19 protein-coding genes and 1 pseudogene are annotated in these 16,775 nt (G+C 48.3%); 15 read left to right on the forward strand and 5 right to left on the reverse strand.

The window, feature by feature from the left end:
- Positions 1–287: 287 nt before the first annotated feature.
- The 14 genes and pseudogenes from IEW74_RS17585 to acs form a co-directional block, all read left to right on the forward strand.
- Positions 288–767, forward strand: a pseudogene (locus tag IEW74_RS17585) (SLC13 family permease); the annotation flags it as partial.
- Between the two features lie 87 nt (positions 768–854).
- Entirely contained in the window at positions 855–2,063 is a 1,209-nt protein-coding gene (locus IEW74_RS05690) for an SLC13 family permease (protein WP_373283783.1), read from the forward strand.
- Positions 2,064–2,244: 181 nt separating this feature from the next.
- Entirely contained in the window at positions 2,245–3,135 is an 891-nt protein-coding gene (locus IEW74_RS05695) for a DMT family transporter (RefSeq protein ID WP_188662611.1), read from the forward strand.
- Between the two features lie 38 nt (positions 3,136–3,173).
- Positions 3,174–3,944 carry a (Fe-S)-binding protein gene (locus IEW74_RS05700; RefSeq protein WP_188662613.1) on the forward strand — a complete coding sequence of 257 codons (771 nt, stop codon included), beginning with the start codon at positions 3,174–3,176 and terminating at the stop codon, positions 3,942–3,944.
- A 4-nt stretch (positions 3,945–3,948) separates the two neighbouring features.
- On the forward strand, positions 3,949–5,373 hold the full coding sequence (locus tag IEW74_RS05705) for a LutB/LldF family L-lactate oxidation iron-sulfur protein (RefSeq protein ID WP_188662615.1): 1,425 nt from the start codon (positions 3,949–3,951) through the stop codon (positions 5,371–5,373).
- Positions 5,370–6,053 carry a LutC/YkgG family protein gene (locus IEW74_RS05710; protein ID WP_188662617.1) on the forward strand — a complete coding sequence of 228 codons (684 nt, stop codon included), beginning with the start codon at positions 5,370–5,372 and terminating at the stop codon, positions 6,051–6,053. Before IEW74_RS05705 ends, IEW74_RS05710 begins: the two co-directional genes overlap by 4 nt.
- On the forward strand, positions 6,037–6,624 hold the full coding sequence (locus tag IEW74_RS05715) for a Smr/MutS family protein (protein ID WP_188662619.1): 588 nt from the start codon (positions 6,037–6,039) through the stop codon (positions 6,622–6,624). Before IEW74_RS05710 ends, IEW74_RS05715 begins: the two co-directional genes overlap by 17 nt.
- A 29-nt stretch (positions 6,625–6,653) precedes the next feature.
- Positions 6,654–7,016 carry a helix-turn-helix domain-containing protein gene (locus tag IEW74_RS05720; RefSeq protein WP_188662621.1) on the forward strand — a complete coding sequence of 121 codons (363 nt, stop codon included), beginning with the start codon at positions 6,654–6,656 and terminating at the stop codon, positions 7,014–7,016.
- Positions 7,017–7,035: 19 nt separating this feature from the next.
- Positions 7,036–7,962: a hypothetical protein gene (locus tag IEW74_RS05725; RefSeq protein WP_188662623.1), complete on the forward strand. Its 927-nt coding sequence runs from the start codon at positions 7,036–7,038 to the stop codon at positions 7,960–7,962.
- 63 nt (positions 7,963–8,025) lie between these two features.
- Positions 8,026–9,015: an NAD(P)H-dependent glycerol-3-phosphate dehydrogenase gene (locus IEW74_RS05730; RefSeq protein WP_188662626.1), complete on the forward strand. Its 990-nt coding sequence runs from the start codon at positions 8,026–8,028 to the stop codon at positions 9,013–9,015.
- 2 nt (positions 9,016–9,017) lie between these two features.
- Positions 9,018–9,302 carry a YciI family protein gene (locus IEW74_RS05735; RefSeq protein ID WP_188662628.1) on the forward strand — a complete coding sequence of 95 codons (285 nt, stop codon included), beginning with the start codon at positions 9,018–9,020 and terminating at the stop codon, positions 9,300–9,302.
- 14 nt (positions 9,303–9,316) lie between these two features.
- Positions 9,317–9,730, forward strand: a complete 414-nt coding sequence (locus IEW74_RS05740) for an EVE domain-containing protein (RefSeq protein ID WP_188662630.1) — start codon at positions 9,317–9,319, stop codon at positions 9,728–9,730.
- A complete protein-coding gene (locus IEW74_RS05745) occupies positions 9,727–10,068 on the forward strand; it encodes a Rieske (2Fe-2S) protein (protein ID WP_188662640.1) in 342 nt (113 codons plus the stop codon). Before IEW74_RS05740 ends, IEW74_RS05745 begins: the two co-directional genes overlap by 4 nt.
- Positions 10,069–10,278: 210 nt before the next feature.
- The gene (gene acs, locus IEW74_RS05750) at positions 10,279–12,216 is read left to right on the forward strand and encodes an acetate--CoA ligase (RefSeq protein WP_188662643.1); all 1,938 of its coding nucleotides are present in this window, start codon (positions 10,279–10,281) and stop codon (positions 12,214–12,216) included.
- 147 nt (positions 12,217–12,363) lie between these two features.
- Here acs and IEW74_RS05755 read toward each other — a convergent pair whose 3' ends face one another.
- From IEW74_RS05755 to IEW74_RS05770, 4 genes are all read right to left on the reverse strand, one after another.
- A complete protein-coding gene (locus tag IEW74_RS05755) occupies positions 12,364–12,708 on the reverse strand; it encodes a type II toxin-antitoxin system PemK/MazF family toxin (protein WP_188662645.1) in 345 nt (114 codons plus the stop codon).
- Positions 12,695–12,925, reverse strand: coding sequence for an AbrB/MazE/SpoVT family DNA-binding domain-containing protein (locus tag IEW74_RS05760; RefSeq protein WP_188662647.1), 231 nt, complete (start codon positions 12,923–12,925; stop codon positions 12,695–12,697). The genes IEW74_RS05755 and IEW74_RS05760 overlap by 14 nt, the downstream gene beginning before the upstream one ends.
- Before the next feature lie 110 nt (positions 12,926–13,035).
- The gene (gene fghA, locus IEW74_RS05765) at positions 13,036–13,878 is read right to left on the reverse strand and encodes an S-formylglutathione hydrolase (RefSeq protein ID WP_188662649.1); all 843 of its coding nucleotides are present in this window, start codon (positions 13,876–13,878) and stop codon (positions 13,036–13,038) included.
- Positions 13,879–13,898: 20 nt separating this feature from the next.
- Positions 13,899–15,014: an S-(hydroxymethyl)glutathione dehydrogenase/class III alcohol dehydrogenase gene (locus IEW74_RS05770; RefSeq protein WP_188662757.1), complete on the reverse strand. Its 1,116-nt coding sequence runs from the start codon at positions 15,012–15,014 to the stop codon at positions 13,899–13,901.
- A gap of 107 nt (positions 15,015–15,121) precedes the next feature.
- On the opposite strand from IEW74_RS05770, the gene IEW74_RS05775 reads away from it, so the two are divergent.
- Positions 15,122–16,003 carry a LysR substrate-binding domain-containing protein gene (locus IEW74_RS05775; protein WP_188662651.1) on the forward strand — a complete coding sequence of 294 codons (882 nt, stop codon included), beginning with the start codon at positions 15,122–15,124 and terminating at the stop codon, positions 16,001–16,003.
- A 6-nt stretch (positions 16,004–16,009) separates the two neighbouring features.
- Here IEW74_RS05775 and IEW74_RS05780 read toward each other — a convergent pair whose 3' ends face one another.
- Complete coding sequence (locus tag IEW74_RS05780) at positions 16,010–16,717, reverse strand: substrate-binding periplasmic protein (protein ID WP_188662653.1); 708 nt, start codon at positions 16,715–16,717, stop codon at positions 16,010–16,012.
- Positions 16,718–16,775: the final 58 nt, after the last annotated feature.

Here is a 16,775-nt window from a genome sequence, read left to right on the forward strand (position 1 = left end):
CGGGCTGGTCTCCCTGTCATCAAAGGTTGCGAAAACCTGCAGGGAACCATACCGGGAAAATTCCATAGCACAAAACAGCCTGCTCTTTTTTAATAGGCAATGTTTTAGTATAACTACCTGTTATTATTTATAAAAATGATATTATCAATGAATATTGGTGAGGGATGCGGGTTTATCGGGCACTGTGACTTTGGTCTTTATTTTCGGAATTTTAAAGTTTACATTCAGGGGATGTACTTTTCGAGGTGCTCTTTATTTTAATTTTACATTAAATTTAGTGTGATTTCATGTCGCTTGAGCAAATATTTGTCTTATCCTTGCTTTGTATCGTTTTTTTGAGTTTTTTTAAAGAAATCTATCCTCCGGAAGTGATTGCTTTGGCGGCCACGGCTGCTCTTGTTGCGACAAATATAATCGACGTTAAAACATTTCTGAGTGTTTTTAGTTCCAGTGCACCGATAACAATTGCGATGATGTTTATTTTGTCCGCCGCTTTGGAACGAACGGGGGTTTTATCCATTTTGGGCGAAGGCCTGAAAAAATATGCGAAAGGTTCCTTTCTGCGGGCCATGCTGTTTATGATGTTTGGCACGATGTTGGCGTCTGCCTTTATGAATAACACACCTGTTGTTATTCTTATGACACCGATCGTTATTTCGCTGGCAGCAAGTATCAATGTGTCCCCGTCTCGATTATTGATTCCCTTGTCTTTTTCAGCAATTTTTGGTGGGTCCTTAACTCTGGTTGGGACATCGACCAATATTTTGGTGAGTACTGTTGCATCACAAACAGGGCAACCTGTCATTTCTATGTTTGAAATGACGTTACCCGGTTTGATTTTTGCGGGGGTCGGCATGATTTACATGGTCTTTGCAGGCCGCTTTTTGTTACCTGATAGAGTATCTTTGACAGGTGTCTTGAACCACGGTGAAAAAAGAAAATTCATGGCGCGGATTCTCATTCCAACTCACTCGAAATATTTGGGTAAGAAGCTTGATGAACTTCCTTTTAACACGCAGCATTCGCGCATTTTGGATGTAATCCGTGGTGAAATCTCTTTGCGTAAAAAATTGAACACGCTTAAGCTTCAAGCGGGTGACCGGATTGTGATAAAGACCGATACGGCTGAAATTCTGGGTATGAAGGAAGATGGGGGCGTAGAATTCAAGGACTTATCAGGACAAGGGATGGAACCTGTAACGGCAGAGCAAACCATCACGATGGAAGCCAGTGTTGGTCCGAAGTCACATCTGCGAGGAAAGACGCTTGAAACGATCAATTTAAGACGAAACTATGGCGCCTACTTGATGGCTGTTCATAGAAATGATCGTAATATTTCAGATCAAATGGATGAAATCCGCCTTCAGTTTGCGGATACTTTGCTTCTTGATGGATCAATCGAGGGGATCCAGCGTTTGGTCAAAGATGGGGGGGTGATCAATCTTTCTACGCCGCAAGAACGACCAATTAGGCGCAATAAAGCCCGTATTGCGATTTTGACGATGATTGCAGTTATGGTTTTGTCCGCAATCGGCATCATGCCAATTGCGGGGTTGGCCCTGATTGGAGCTGTTGTTGTGATGATCACCCGCTGCATTGATCCGGAAGAGGCATTTGATGTCATTGACTGGCGTATTTTGTTTTTAATTTTCGGTATGCTGGGACTAAGTCTGGGAATGGAACAAACGGGAACGGCGCGCTTAATTGTTGAAACAGCCGTTACATCATTGGGCGATGTCGGGCCATTGGCTATTTTGGCGGCTGTTTATATATTGACCAGCCTTCTCACCGAAATGATTAGTAATAATGCTGTGGCCGTGCTGATCGGCCCGATTGTGATTTCGCTTGCTTTGCAATTAGGCTATGACCCGCGCCCATTTATTATGGCCGTTATGTTTGCGGCTTCAGCCAGTTTTGCCACACCAATTGGCTATCAAACCAATACTTTCGTTTATAGTGCGGGAGGGTATAAATTTAAAGATTTCTTAAAAGTAGGGCTACCTCTAAATATTATATTCGCCGGTTTAGCCCTCTTTGTTATACCTGCATTTTTCCCATTCTAGAAGCAATCGGTGATCAAGAAGGGTTTCCATCTTATCGGAAGCACTTGTTCTGCGCGCATCCATCACCAGACTTTTTCAATGACCAGTTAGACCTGTTTGGAAAGGTTAAAAGAAAGGTTGACCAGTTGGTAAAATTATTCCAAAGGTATCTGCCAAAATAAGAATAAGCGTAGAGATCGAAATGAACCGTCTAAAAGCCAATATTCTGCTGCTCATCACAGCGTTGATCTGGGGCACAGCCTTTGTTGCCCAACATACCAGCATGGAAAATATCGGCCCGTATTATTTTACCGGAATCCGTTTTATGTTGGGTGGATTGGTTGTGTTGCCTTTGGCCTTGCGTGAATTATCGAAATATCGCCAAAGGGGTGCTGAGGTCAGTCTTAAAGACTGGTTGGGCATGGCGCTTTGCGGGGTGTTTATCTTTACGGCTTCGATTACCCAACAAATCGGGATTTCCATGACATCGGTGACCAATGCGGGCTTTTTAACCGGGCTTTATGTGCCGTTGGTGCCTTTGATGTTGCTGGTTTTCTGGCGCAAACTCCCCCATTGGTCAATCTGGCCGTCCGTGGTGGGATGTATGGTTGGCACATATTATCTGTCAGGCGGTAATCTCAGCGGGTTAAGTACCGGGGATTTCTGGATGATGGTCTCTGCCATTTTCTGGGCGGCTCAAATCATTACGGTCGGGTTTGTCGTTCGCAATTGTTCGACCCCGGTAATGCTGGCATCCACGCAGTTTCTCGTATGTGGCATGTTGGGTTTGACGGGTGGGTTGATCTTTGAAGACTTCAGCATAGCCAATGTAATGGCGGCAGGATTTGAAATTTTTTATGCGGGCGTCTTGTCTGTTGGTATTGCCTTTACCTTACAAGCCGTGGCCCAAACTTATACAGGACAGGCCGATGCAGCGATTATTATGAGTGGGGAAACCCTGTTCGCTGCCTTGGCTGGTGCTATTATCTTAGGCGAACGCTTGCCTGTTGAGGGTTATTTCGGGGCCGCAATTATGTTTATCAGCATTCTGTCGGTTGAACTTCTCCCCCTGTGGCGGCGTAAAACGGCATAATGCTTGTCAATTGCGTCTAAAAAGGCCATCTTCATGGCATGTCGGAAAATGAGAAAAATGTCGGTTTGTTCGTAACCTGTCTGGTAGATTTGTTTCGCCCGACTGTTGCCTTTGCAGCCGTAAAATTGATGGAAGATGCAGGGTGTTCAATCTGTGTCCCGGAACGTCAAACCTGTTGTGGTCAACCGGCCTATAACAGTGGCGATAATGAGGATGCCAAGGCAATGGCGCAAATGGTGATCGAAGAATTTGAACAATTCGATTACGTTGTCGCGCCCAGTGGGTCTTGTGCGGCGATGATCCGGGTGCATTATCCGGAATTGTTTGCAGACTGTCCCGACTGGCTGACACGCGCGCAAAACCTGTCGACCAAAACCTATGAACTTTTGACTTTCCTCAGTGATGTCCTGCATGTGGACAAGGTCGAAGCCGCCTTGGACCGTACAGCAACCTATCATGACAGCTGTTCGGGTTTGCGCGAATTGGGGATCAAGCAGCAACCGCGCAAACTGTTGGACAGTGTCGAGGGGCTTGAACTGGTGGAAGCCGAACAAGCGGAACGGTGTTGCGGGTTCGGCGGAACATTTTGTCTGAAGTTTTCCGATATATCGTCGCGCATTACCGATGATAAATGTGATGATTTGCTGAAAACCGGGGCGCAAACCGTTTTGGGCGGTGATCTGGGCTGTTTGATGAATATCGCCGGACGGATGACACGACGCGGGGAAACGGTGGAAGTGCGCCATATTGCCGAGGTTCTAGCAGATATGTGTGATGAGGTGCCGCCAATTTCACAAGGAAAGGGCTAAACCGATGAAACTGAACGCCCATAATTTTAAAGAAAATGCCAAGAAGGCGTTGAAAGACAATGACCTTCAGGCTTCCTTGCAGAAATTGGGAACCGGTTTTCCGTTAAAACGGCTGGCAGCGATGGAGCGTTTGCCGGAATTTGAGGATTTGCGCGATCAGGCCCGCGATATCAAAGACCATACGCTGCGCCATCTGGACTTTTACCTTGAACAATTTGAAAGCCGTGTGGTGGAAACCGGCGGCAAGGTCCATTGGGCGCGCGATATCAAGGATGGGCGCAAGATCGTTTATGAAATTTGCGAAGCGGTGGGGGCAAAAACCATCACCAAAGGCAAATCCATGATCGGCGAAGAAATGGCGATCAATGAATATCTGGAAGAAAAAGGCCTGATCCCGATTGAAACCGATCTGGGTGAATATATTATCCAGTTACGCAATGAACCGCCCAGTCATATTATCGCACCCGCCATTCACCTGCGCAAAAGCCATGTGGAAGAAGCCTTTCGCAAAACCCATACGGAATTACCGAAAGATCGTAATCTGGATGCCCCCGAAGATTTGCTGGTCGAAGCCCGCACCATGCTACGCAAAAAATTTATTGCCGCCGATGTCGGGATTACGGGTGCGAACTTTATGGTGGCGGAAACGGGTTCAACCGTTATCGTAACGAATGAAGGTAATGGGGATCTGACGCAGACGTTGCCGCGTATTCATATCGTTCTTTGTTCCATTGAAAAAGTTGTGCCGACATTGGAAGACTGCACAACGTTACTGCGGGTTCTGGCACGTTCGGCCACGGGGCAGGAACAATCGGTTTATACGACCTTTTCCACCGGGCCACGCGGGGAAACCGACCCGGACGGACCGGATGAATTTCATGTGGTCATTTTGGATAACGGACGTTCGCGTATGCTGGGCCATGACACGCACGATATGCTGCGCTGTATTCGCTGTTCGGCCTGTATCAACCATTGCCCGGTCTATCAAAGTGTCGGCGGTCATGCCTATGGGTCGATCTATCCCGGGCCAATGGGATCCGTTTTAACCCCTGCCCTGTATGGTTTGGAAAAATCATGTGATTTGCCCAATGCTTCGACCATGTGTGGGAAATGTGAAGAAGTCTGTCCTGTGCGTATTCCGATCCCCAAGATGCTGCGTTCCTGGCGGAAAAAACAATGGGAAGATGGTCCCGTTCCGACTATGCAACGATTGGCTATGACGTGGTGGGCCTGGTGGGCGTTGCGTCCGAAACTTTATCACAGGGTTGCGGGTTGGAAGATGCGGATTATGGGCTTTATGGGTCGAAAATCCGGGCATATCAAGGCGTTTCCCCTGAAAAACGGCTGGACGGAAAACCGTGATTTCCCGGCACCGGAAGGTAAAACGTTCCAACAACGCTGGTCTGAAAAAGGGGGGCGTCGTACATGAGTTCACGTGATTATATTCTGGGGCGTATTCGTTGGTCACTGGGGCGCGGTGCGATGGAACGCGAAGATGATTTGAGCCTTGTTGAACGTCTGTCCCAACCCAAGGCCAATTTAATCCCGAAACGGGGCAGCGGCACCCCTAAACAACAGATCAGCCTGTTTGTGAAAATGGCAAAAGAAGTCAATGCGACTGTGTCCCGTCTGAAATCTTTGGACGGTGTGCCGCGTGCTGTAGCAAAATATCTAAAAGATAATGATCTGGGGACGGCAATCCGTATTGCGCCTCACCCTGATTTAGAAAATCTGGATTGGTCAAAACTGCACACAAGTTTTGGCCCCAGTGCGGGCGATGATCTGAATGGTCTGGTGATGGCTTTTGCCGGTGTGGCGGAAACGGGATCCCTTGCGCTGACATCGGGGGCACAAAGTCCGACAACCCTGAATTTCTTACCGGACAATCATATGATTGTGTTAAAGGCCGATGATCTTGTCGGCGATTACGAGGCGGTTTATGCCCGTCTGCGTCGCGAAAGCAACAGTGGGGATTTTATGCCGCGTGCCCTGAACTGGGTGGCGGGTCCATCGCGCACGGCTGATATTGAACAAACGTTGTTACTCGGGGCGCATGGTCCGCGTAAACTGCATATTTTGTTGGTAGAAAGTGATGGGCCAGAAGGATAAAAAATATATAGAAGCCCCGCAAAAACGTCACCGTGGCCTCAGTGTGGGCGAAGCGCAGTTGTGGAAAAAGGTCACCGATGACGTCAATCCCCTGCCCGGTCGTTTTGTCGATCTGGACGGTGCAGACCCGATCCCGGAACCGGTGGCGACACGCCCGTTCCCGGATACGGCGGTGCCCTTGCCCACCCATCGCCCGGATGAATCGCATAAACAGTTTCATCATTTGGAACATGGCAAAGCCAGCGGCGTGGACAAACGCACAATGGAACGTTTGCGCCGGGGGCAAATGGCGATAGAAGGCCGTCTTGATTTGCATGGTATGACACAGGACCAAGCCCACGCCGCTTTGTTGCGTTTTATGAGCACGGCCTTTTCACAAGGTAAACGTTGCGTATCCGTTGTGACGGGTAAGGGAACGCAACTAAACGGCAAAATTGGTGTTTTACGGCAAATGGTTCCGCATTGGCTGAATCAGCCGGGTTTGCGTTCCAAAATCATTGCTTTTACCTATGCCCCTAAAAATGAAGGTGGCGAAGGCGCGCTATATATATTATTAAAACGGTGGCGTTAACCGAATTAACTGAAAACGGGATAATAAATGTGACACCGTTTGGCGAAAAAGTACGTGAGCTGCGAAAAAATCGTGGCATTTCACTGAAGCAAATGGCGCAGGACCTTGAAGTGTCTTCTGCTTATTTGTCGGCATTGGAACATGGCAAGCGGGGCAAACCCGGTCCGGGTTTTGTAATGCAGGTTGCCGGGTATTTTAATTTAATCTGGGATGATGCTGAAGAATTGAAAGAATTGGCGACCCTGTCTCATCCCCGTATTGTTGTGGATACGGTTGATCGTTCTGCAAATGCAACGTTGTTGGCAAATTTATTGTCGCGCCGCATTAGTCGTCTGGACGAAGAAACAATTGCTGAATTAATTGCCCGCATTGAAGAAACAATTCCAAGTTAAGGAACGGGAGGGAAGAATAATGAAAAAATTGCTTCTGGGAATGGCCTTGTGTCTGATCAGTTTTCAATTGCACGCCAGTGAAGCGCGTTATTCCAGTTGGTCAGACCCTAATAAAGAGGTGAGCCAAAATACCGATGCCTTGAAGAATATGATCCGGGAATTAAACGATTTGGTGAACGAAGCCGAACAGGCCCGTGCGGCAGATCCCCGTTTTTTGCAGGATTTGAAAAATTTAACCAATCGATATGGTCAGACAACAGTGCCCCGTGTGGCTTTGCAAGATGATTTTGCCGATGGGAATTTTACGGAAAATCCCGTTTGGCAGGTCGTCAGCGGGAAATACTGGATTGAAAAAGGCTATGGTCTGCGCTCATTTGTCGATGGATCATCGACGACATCAAATGCAGAAAGTTCATCGGCGCGCAAAGTTTCGAAAGAAGAATTACTGATTGGTGTGCTGGGGGCTGTTTTGGGGGGTAAAACCCAAAGCCAACCACAGGAACAGACACAAGACACATCCGTGGTCTCGGTTGCCGAAATTTATACAGATCAAGCCATTTCCAATAGTTTCGAAATTGATATGGATATGTCGAGTTGGGTGGCGGCAGGTCATTTGGAATTTGGTCCTTATCAGGGCACCAACCGTCAAACCGGATATCGTTTGGTTTATCAAGGGGGGCAATCCCCTGCCCTGCAATTGGTGCGCCATTACAGCAATAGTGCGGCTGTCGTTGCACGCTATGATACTTTAAAGCTGGAAGATCAGAAAAATCACAAACTGGTGTGGAAACGTGGATCTGGTGGACGGATCACCGTGCGTGTGGATGATACAGTTGTGATTGACGTGAATGATCATAGTTTCAAGGATGATTTTACCGGATTTATTTTGACCAATAAAAAAGGCGATTTCACCGTCAAATCCATTTCCATATTGAATGCGCAGTAATATTTGACCCTGTCTGTTTTTCCTCGCATAAAGGGAAGAACAAAATAAACGGAAAGGCCCGAAATGAACAAAGTTGGTGTTATAGGTGCCGGTGCGTGGGGTACGGCGCTGGCCTGTGCAATGCAACGTGCCGGCAATGAGGTTTTATTGCAGGCTTATGAGCCGGAAGTCGCCGAGGCGATCAATCGCAGCCACGCCAACCCGATTTATTTACCCAACACAAATTTGAATCCCAATATTCGTGCGACATCGGATTTAATAGATATCATTGGCAGCGATGTCATTTTGATGGTTGCCCCCGCCCAACATGTACGCGCAACCTGTAAAGCCTTGCGCCCGATTTGGAAAAAAGGCACGCCTTTGTTGATTTGTGCCAAAGGGATTGAACTGGATAGCGGTTTGATTATGAGCGAAGTTGTTGGTGAAGAATTACCGGATGTGGAAATTGGTATTTTGTCCGGCCCAACGTTCGCGATCGAAGTTGCCAATGCTTTACCGTCCGCCTGTACTTTGGCGATGAAAGAAATGGATCGGGCCATGATAATGGCCAAGGTGGTGGGGTCCAGCCGTTTTCGAATTTATGCTAGTGACGATATTGTCGGTGCGCAGATCGGTGGTGCGGTGAAAAACGTTTTGGCGATTGCCAGCGGCATGGCATCAGGCAAAGGGTTTGGCGATAATGCACGTGCGGCCTTGATCACGCGGGGGATTTCGGAATTGACCCGTCTGGGTGTGGCCAAGGGGGCAAAGCCGGAAACCCTGATGGGCCTGTCCGGTATGGGCGATTTAACCTTGACCTGTAATTCCATGCAATCGCGCAACTTTTCCCTTGGTGTCGCTTTGGGACATGGGGAAAAACTGGAAGATATTCTGAAAGTTCGCAAAGCCGTAACCGAAGGGGTTTTCACCGCGCGATCAGTTTGTAAACTGGCCGCCAGCCTGCATGTGGACATGCCGATCTGCAAGGCCGTGAACCGGATTTTAAATGAAGGCGCCGACATCAATGAAGTTGTCGATGACCTGCTTGCCCGTCCCTTTAGAGAAGAGATTTAAATATGTTGTTTGTTGTGAAATGCGTTGATAAAGCAGACTATTTGCAAGTCCGTTTGGACAACCGTCCCGCCCATGTGGAGTATTTAAAATCCTATGGCGATAAATTATTTGCCGCCGGTCCGACATTAAGTGACGAAGACGATCAGATGAATGGTTCGGTGGTTATTCTGGATTTGGACACCCGGGCAGAGGCCGAAGACTTTTGTGCCAATGATCCTTACGCAAAAGCCGGTCTGTTTGAATCCGTAACGATTTCCAAATGGAAAAAAGTTCTACCGGCTGAATAAGGAAACAGATTGCCGTGAACTACTGGCTGGTCAAATCCGAACCCGGGTGTTGGTCTTGGGCGGATCACGTTCAAAAAGGCGTGGAACCGTGGGACGGTGTGCGCAATTTTCAGGCTGCGAAATATATGAAAGCGATGGAAGTCGGTGATCTTGCCTTTTTCTATCACTCACAAAAAGAAAAGGCCGTTGTCGGTGTGCTCGAAGTTGTGACAACGGCTTATCCTGATCCCAGTGATGAAAGCGGACGTTTCGTTTGTGTTGATTTCAAAGCTTTGCACCCCCTAAAACACCCTGTCAGCCTGAAACAAATCAAAGACGACCCGCGTCTTGCAGATATGGCCTTGGTGAAACAGGCCCGCCTATCTGTTCTGCCGGTTGCGCCGGATGCGTGGGCACTGATCAATGCCTTGGGAGGGGTAGAAGAATGAGCGAGCATAAATTATGCAGCATTCACGAGATTGAAGACGAAGACAGCAAGGAATTCTTTGTCACACGCGGGGAAAGCGACCAATCTATCTTGGTGGTGAAAAAGGATGGGCAGCTTTCCGTCTTTATCAATAATTGCCCGCATTTGGGGATTCCCATGAACCTGGAACCGGATCGATTCTTGGATATGGAAAAGAATTTTATCATGTGTTCGACACATGGGGCGCTTTTTAAAATTGAAGACGGCGAATGCGTATATGGCCCCTGTCTGGGCAAGAAGTTAGCCCCCGTTCCTTATGAAATAAGGGGGGAAGAACTCTTTGTCCCCAAAGACTTGTAAGGCTTTTACCACAAAGAGACTAGGGATTTCCCCTAATGCCTGCTCCGGTAAGACCAATTTTAAAACATTGTTGCGTCCACGAACAGTGATTTATTCACTTGTTTCGTGCTGAGTTTCTGACATAATCACGCGCAGTGCAATGCACACACGTTTAACCGAAGCACGAAAATACGTGCTCATAACAGACACACCTAGGGAGATTCGCACCAAATGTCCGACATTTACCCCGTCAACCCCGAGATTGCCCAAAAGGCACATGTTGACAACGAAAAATATTTGGAAATGTATAAGCAATCCGTTGAGAACCCTGATGCCTTCTGGGGCGAACACGGTAAGCGGATCGATTGGTTCAAGCCTTATACCAAAGTAAAAAACACGTCTTTCGATACACACAACGTTGATATTCGCTGGTTTGAAGATGGCACGACAAACGTTGCTCACAACTGTTTGGACCGTCACCTTGAAACGCGTGGTGATCAGGTTGCGATTATCTGGGAAGGCGACGACCCGTCAGAATCTGAAAACATCACTTATAAAGATTTGCATGAGCGTGTTTGTAAACTCGCCAACGCCATGAAGGCGCGCGGTGTTACCAAAGGCGACCGTGTGACCCTTTATATGCCGATGATCCCGGAAGCCGCGATTGCCATGCTGGCTTGTGCGCGGATCGGTGCGATCCATTCGATCGTCTTTGGCGGGTTCTCCCCGGATGCATTGGCAGACCGTTTGAGAGGCTGCGATGCAAAATGCCTGATCACAGCGGACGAAGGTTTGCGCGGTGGTCGTAAAGTGCCGTTGAAAGCCAACGCCGATGCGGCGATGGAAAAATTTGATGTAGAAACCTGTATCGTTGTGAAACGCACAGGTGGCAACATCAATATGAAAGACGGTCGCGACGTTTGGTACGAAGATGTGACGGCTGCAACGTCCAGTGATTGTCCGGCGGAAGAACTTGATGCCGAACACCCGTTGTTCATCCTTTATACATCCGGCTCCACGGGTCAACCAAAAGGCGTTCTGCATACCACAGGCGGTTATCTGGTTTATGCCTCCATGACGCACGAATATGTGTTCGATTACCATGAAGGTGATGTGTACTGGTGTACAGCCGATGTGGGCTGGGTAACCGGTCACTCTTACATTGTTTATGGTCCGCTTGCCAACGGGGCGACCACCTTGATGTTTGAAGGCGTGCCGAATTATCCGAGTGTTTCACGTTTCTGGGAAGTTTGCGACAAGCACAAAGTCAATATCTTTTACACTGCACCAACGGCTATTCGTTCCTTGATGCGTGAAGGCGATGAGCCGGTGAAAAAATGCTCACTGGACAGCCTGCGTATTCTTGGCTCTGTAGGGGAACCGATCAACCCGGAAGCCTGGAACTGGTACAATACGGTTGTTGGTAAAGGCAAATGTCCGATCGTTGATACATGGTGGCAAACCGAAACAGGCGGTATCTTGATTACGCCGCTGCCGGGGGCAACCGATCTGAAACCGGGTTCTGCAACCCGTCCGTTCTTTGGTGTTCAGCCAGAACTGGTGGATAACGAAGGTAATCCGCTGGACGGTGCGACCGAAGGCAACCTGTGTATTGTGGACAGCTGGCCGGGCCAGATGCGCACATGCTACGGGGATCACGAACGCTTTATCCAGACGTATTTCTCCACATATCCGGGTAAATACTTCACAGGTGACGGTGCACGCCGGGATGAAGACGGCTATTATTGGATTACAGGGCGTGTGGATGACGTGATCAACGTTTCCGGTCACCGTATGGGCACAGCCGAAGTTGAATCCGCCCTTGTGGCCCACCCGAAAGTGGCCGAAGCCGCCGTTGTCGGGGCACCGCATGACCTGAAAGGTCAGGGGATCTATGTCTATGTGACCTTGAACGCCGATGAAGAACCCAGTGACGAGCTGAAGACAGAGCTGGTAAAATGGGTGCGCCATGAAATCGGCCCGATTGCGTCACCGGATTGGCTGCAATGGTCACCGGGCTTGCCGAAAACCCGCTCCGGTAAAATCATGCGCCGTATCCTGCGCAAAATCGCCGAAGACGATTTCGGTTCCTTGGGCGATACATCGACCCTCGCTGACCCGAGCGTCGTCGATGAACTCATCGAAAACCGTCAGAACCGTTCAGACTAATCTTTTGATTGTTTGACAGGTTTAGCTAAAAAAAACAGCCTCTTCTGTGTAATGCGGAAGGGGCTGTTTTTGTTTTGTGATCTTAGGAAAGAGGTATTATTCAAATCTTGAACTATCGAACTCTCAAAATCCATTTGTTCTGTCCTACTACTTAGAATCTAATGGCAATTTCCAGTGTTTAACCAACTTCTTAACAACAAGCGCCTTGGTTTTTTCATCCAAGTGACCAACAGGTTTTAAAGCACTGGTTTCGACGGTGGCGATCTTGGCGGTACGGATAATAGATGCGGCCTTTAGCCCCGCTTGATCGAGGTCTTGAATATGAACATCATCCTGCCATGCCTTGTTTTTTGCACTGGTGATCATAATTACCCAGACAAGACCTGTATTTTTTGGCTCCCCCACAATCAGGCAAGGGCGGCGTTTCAAAATGGGTCTTTCCACATATGGAAAGGGAGCGGCAACAATATCAAAAGGTTTAAAGGTCGCCATATGCGTCCTCGTCAGCCTGAGAAAACCATTCAGTGAAGGTGCCGAAAGGATCATCGCCTAATGCAGTAGAAACATGTTTGGGGCGCATAACAACGGCCCCGTCCATGAGTTCATATTCCAGTTCATCACCCGCTTGAATATGTAGATGTTGGCGTACGGCCAAGGGGATGACAGTTTGAGATTTTACCGAAACTTTTGATGTAATTTGTGAAGACATGAGAGCCTCATACAGTAAGACATTTGACTTACATATAAGGTAAGGCGTTTGACTTACTTTGTCAATGTGCAGTTCACGGCTTATATAGAACTTGATCGTTAGGTGAGCGTTTATCCCCGATGCTTATTATGAAAACACAAATGATCCTCAATAAAGCTGGCGATGAAGTAGTAGCTGTGGTCATAGCCTTCGTGTTGGCGCAAGGTGAGGTTTGTGCTGTTTTCTTGTGCGGCCGCAGCTAAACGTTCCGGTTTGAGTTCTTTTTCCAGAAAGTCGTCACTCAGGCCTTGATCGATCAGAATGGCTTGTGAGGCTTTGTCTTTTTTCAGTAATTCACACGCATCATAATCTTTCCAGCTTTCGCGGTTGTCGCCGAGATAATGTTGAAAAGCCTTTTGTCCCCACGGGGTCTGGGTTGGGTTGCAAATGGGGCTGAAGGCGGTGATGGAGCTATAAAGATCCGGGTTTTTAAGCCCGATGGTCAAGGCTCCGTGCCCACCCATAGAATGTCCGCTGATAAAGCGTTGTTTCGTAACCGGAAATGTCTTTTCAATCAAGGCGGGCAGCTCAGACACCACATAATCATACATGTGATAATGTGTGTTCCACGGGCTTTGTGTGGCATTCAGGTAAAACCCTGCCCCCAGACCAAAATCGTAAGACCTGTCCGCGTCATCGGGGACATCGTCGCCGCGTGGGCTGGTGTCCGGGGCGACAATGGCAATGCCGAGTTCTGCCGCGATGCGATGGGCGCCCGCTTTTTGCATGAAATTTTCATCCGTGCAAGTCAGGCCGGACAGCCAGTAAAGTACTGGAACGGGTGACTTTTCGCTGGCTTGTGGGGGTAGAAAAATCGCAAAGCGCATGTCACAGTTCAGGCTTTGGCTTGGGTGGCGATATTGTTTATGCCACCCGCCGAAGCTTTTGTTGGTCAATAGATTTTCCAAGGTCATGGCAGGGTTATCCTTTTTATTTACTTATCGAAATGAATAACACTACGGATACTTTTGCCTTCATGCATCAGATCAAAGGCCTCGTTGATGTCTTCCAGCTTCATGGTATGGGTGATGAAATCATCCAGTTTAAATTCACCGGCGAGATAACGTTCCACATAATCGGGCAGTTCTGAGCGCCCTTTCACCCCGCCAAAGGCGGTTCCGCGCCAGACACGCCCGGTGACAAGCTGAAATGGACGGGTGCTGATTTCCTGACCGGCCCCGGCCACCCCGATAATAACGGACTCGCCCCAGCCTTTATGGCAGCATTCAAGGGCGGAGCGCATAACATTGACATTGCCGATACATTCAAAGGAATAATCGACCCCGCCATCGGTCATATCCACAATTACATCTTGAATGGGTTTGTCGAATTTTTGTGGGTTGATGCAATCAGTGGCCCCCAGTTTTTTGGCAAGTTCAAATTTGCTTTCGTTAATATCAATACCGATGATGCGTAATGCTTTGGCCATTGCCGCACCGATGATGGCAGACAAGCCAATCCCGCCGAGGCCGAAGATTGCGACCGTGTCGCCTTCCTGTACTTTGGCGGTATTCATAACCGCGCCCATACCGGTGGTGACGCCGCAACCCAGCAAACAAACTTCTTCCAACGGGGCCTTTGGGTTGACCTTTGCCAACGAAATTTCCGGCAGGACGGTATATTCGGAAAAAGTCGAGGTGCCCATATAGTGATAAATCGGTTTTCCATCTTTATAAAAACGGGTGGTTCCGTCCGGCATCAAGCCCTTGCCTTGTGTCTCGCGGATTTTCTGGCACAGGTTGGTTTTACCGGATTTACAGAACTTACATTCCCCACATTCCGGTGTGTAAAGCGGAATAACATGATCCCCAACAGCCACGCTGGTGACGCCTTCGCCAACCTGTTCCACGATCCCACCGCCTTCATGGCCCAAAATGGCGGGGAAAATCCCTTCAGGGTCGTCGCCGGACAGGGTGAAGGCATCAGTATGACAAACCCCGGTTGCCACGATCTTTACAAGGACCTCGCCTGCCTTTGGGGGCATGACCTCAATCTCTTCGATTGAAAGGGGCTGTTTCGGACCCCAGGCAATGGCGGCTTTACACTTGATCATGGTTTTGTCCTTTTCAAAGAATGAATGCGTTAAAAGGAGTATAATTGTTTCTGTTGGAATGATAATATATGAAAATAACAAAACATTTTTACTAAATAGAAATAATGAAAGATTTTGACGGGCTTCTCGAATTTATCCATGTGGCGGAAACGGGTAGTTTTACAAGCGCTGCCAAGCGTTTAAGCAGTTCTGTTGCCCATATCAGTCGTCAGGTCAGCGCATTGGAAGACCGTTTGGGCGTAAAGCTGTTTCATCGCACCACACGCAAGGTCTCCTTAAGCGAGGTCGGGCATTTGTATTTTCAACATTGTCGGCCCTTGCTGGATGGCCTGCGGGAGGCGGAACGCGTGGTTTTAAACCTTCAGGACAAACCCGTGGGCAAGTTGCGATTTACCGCACCCGTGGCCTATGGGGAAAAGATTCTGGCCCCGCTTATCGGGGATTTTATGGCCTTGCACGATGGCTTGCAGGTTGATCTGGAATTGACCAATCGACAACTGGACCTGATTGATGGGGGTTTTGATCTGGCGATCCGCTTGGGTAAACTTGAAGCTTCATCCATGATTGCGAAAAAACTGGCGAGTCGCACCCTGCATATCTGTGCGGCCCCCGATTATTTGAACAGGCATGGGGAACCGCACACTTTGTCAGAACTTGAACATCACAATTGCCTGCTGGGGACGTTGGATTACTGGCGCTTAACGGTGGAAGGCAAAGTACGCAATATCCGGGTAAGCGGCAATATGCGCTGTAATAACGGCCCGACATTGTTAAGTATGGCGGTAGCTGGGCGCGGGATTGTTCAATTACCGGAATATTATCTGGGGGACGTGTTAAAGCGTGGCGAGATCGTGACGATCCTGAAAAATTTTCAGCCCGAACGCGAAGGCATTTGGGCCATCTATCCACCGAACCGCCATTTATCTTCCAAAGTGCGGATTTTTATCGATTATTTGACGGAGAAATTGGCAAAACCTTTGCTCTAGAGCCAATTATTGGGCCGGTTGTGTATCCAAAAGCCTTTGATCCAGTGAATCCATTATGGTTCTGGCATTTTTGGATCGTTTTGAAATGACCAAATAGGCGGAATATTGAGAGATTAAATCCACAAGGAAGTCATCGGGGGCCATTTGATTTTTTTTCATGGCATTTTGTATGGGGCGTGCATAATCCAGCAAATAATCGACATTGCCATTTTGCAATTGGCGAATAGCATCCTGATGTTCAGCCGTTTCAAGGACGGTAATTTTATTTGCGGGGTCTTTTAAGAACTGAATGCGCCCATCATAAGCATATCCCCGAATGATCAAAACGCTTTTGCCCCGTAATCCGGATAGGCCGGAAATATGGGGGCGGTCCTTTTTATGATACGCATTTAACGTAATGTGGCTGACGGGTTGATTGCTATAAAAAACATGATCACTCACATCAATGTGATGGGCGGAAATGGTCATATCTGTGCGCCCCAAAATAATATTTTTGGCAAGGCGCGGCGGCGGCAAGGCCTTGTAAACCGGTTGCAGGTCTAATGTTTTTAGGTGTTGATCCAACAGGTCTTTCCATATGCCACTCAGGGTTCCATCTTCGGCAATAGTGAAATAGGGGTCAAAAGAATAAACGCCGACCGTCAATACTTGTTTGCTCTGCGCAGGCGTGTGCCATACCAGAAGAAAGACAAGAAGGAGGAAAACCCGTTGCATGCACAACTCCGAATGAAGGGCGGTTTCGGACGGTAACGGTCTTTTCTTTTTATTGTTT

It is taken from the genome of Terasakiella brassicae, assembly GCF_014641495.1.
GTDB classification, from domain to species: Bacteria; Pseudomonadota; Alphaproteobacteria; order Rhodospirillales; family Terasakiellaceae; genus Terasakiella; species Terasakiella brassicae.

Bases quoted from the DNA above. Each gene is read 5' to 3' on its own strand.
- IEW74_RS05705 (WP_188662615.1), top strand. From the start codon at position 3,949: ATGAAACTGAACGCCCATAATTTTAAAGAAAATGCCAAGAAGGCGTTG.
- IEW74_RS05700 (WP_188662613.1), top strand. From the start codon at position 3,174: ATGTCGGAAAATGAGAAAAATGTCGGTTTGTTCGTAACCTGTCTGGTA.
- IEW74_RS05695 (WP_188662611.1), top strand. From the start codon at position 2,245: ATGAACCGTCTAAAAGCCAATATTCTGCTGCTCATCACAGCGTTGATC.
- IEW74_RS05780 (WP_188662653.1), bottom strand. From the start codon at position 16,717: ATGCAACGGGTTTTCCTCCTTCTTGTCTTTCTTCTGGTATGGCACACG.
- IEW74_RS05730 (WP_188662626.1), top strand. From the start codon at position 8,026: ATGAACAAAGTTGGTGTTATAGGTGCCGGTGCGTGGGGTACGGCGCTG.
- IEW74_RS05735 (WP_188662628.1), top strand. From the start codon at position 9,018: ATGTTGTTTGTTGTGAAATGCGTTGATAAAGCAGACTATTTGCAAGTC.
- IEW74_RS05725 (WP_188662623.1), top strand. From the start codon at position 7,036: ATGAAAAAATTGCTTCTGGGAATGGCCTTGTGTCTGATCAGTTTTCAA.
- IEW74_RS05715 (WP_188662619.1), top strand. From the start codon at position 6,037: ATGGGCCAGAAGGATAAAAAATATATAGAAGCCCCGCAAAAACGTCAC.
- IEW74_RS05755 (WP_188662645.1), bottom strand. From the start codon at position 12,708: ATGGCGACCTTTAAACCTTTTGATATTGTTGCCGCTCCCTTTCCATAT.
- fghA (WP_188662649.1), bottom strand. From the start codon at position 13,878: ATGACCTTGGAAAATCTATTGACCAACAAAAGCTTCGGCGGGTGGCAT.
- IEW74_RS05710 (WP_188662617.1), top strand. From the start codon at position 5,370: ATGAGTTCACGTGATTATATTCTGGGGCGTATTCGTTGGTCACTGGGG.
- IEW74_RS05775 (WP_188662651.1), top strand. From the start codon at position 15,122: ATGAAAGATTTTGACGGGCTTCTCGAATTTATCCATGTGGCGGAAACG.
- IEW74_RS05745 (WP_188662640.1), top strand. From the start codon at position 9,727: ATGAGCGAGCATAAATTATGCAGCATTCACGAGATTGAAGACGAAGAC.
- IEW74_RS05760 (WP_188662647.1), bottom strand. From the start codon at position 12,925: ATGTCTTCACAAATTACATCAAAAGTTTCGGTAAAATCTCAAACTGTC.
- acs (WP_188662643.1), top strand. From the start codon at position 10,279: ATGTCCGACATTTACCCCGTCAACCCCGAGATTGCCCAAAAGGCACAT.
- IEW74_RS05690 (WP_373283783.1), top strand. From the start codon at position 855: ATGATTTACATGGTCTTTGCAGGCCGCTTTTTGTTACCTGATAGAGTA.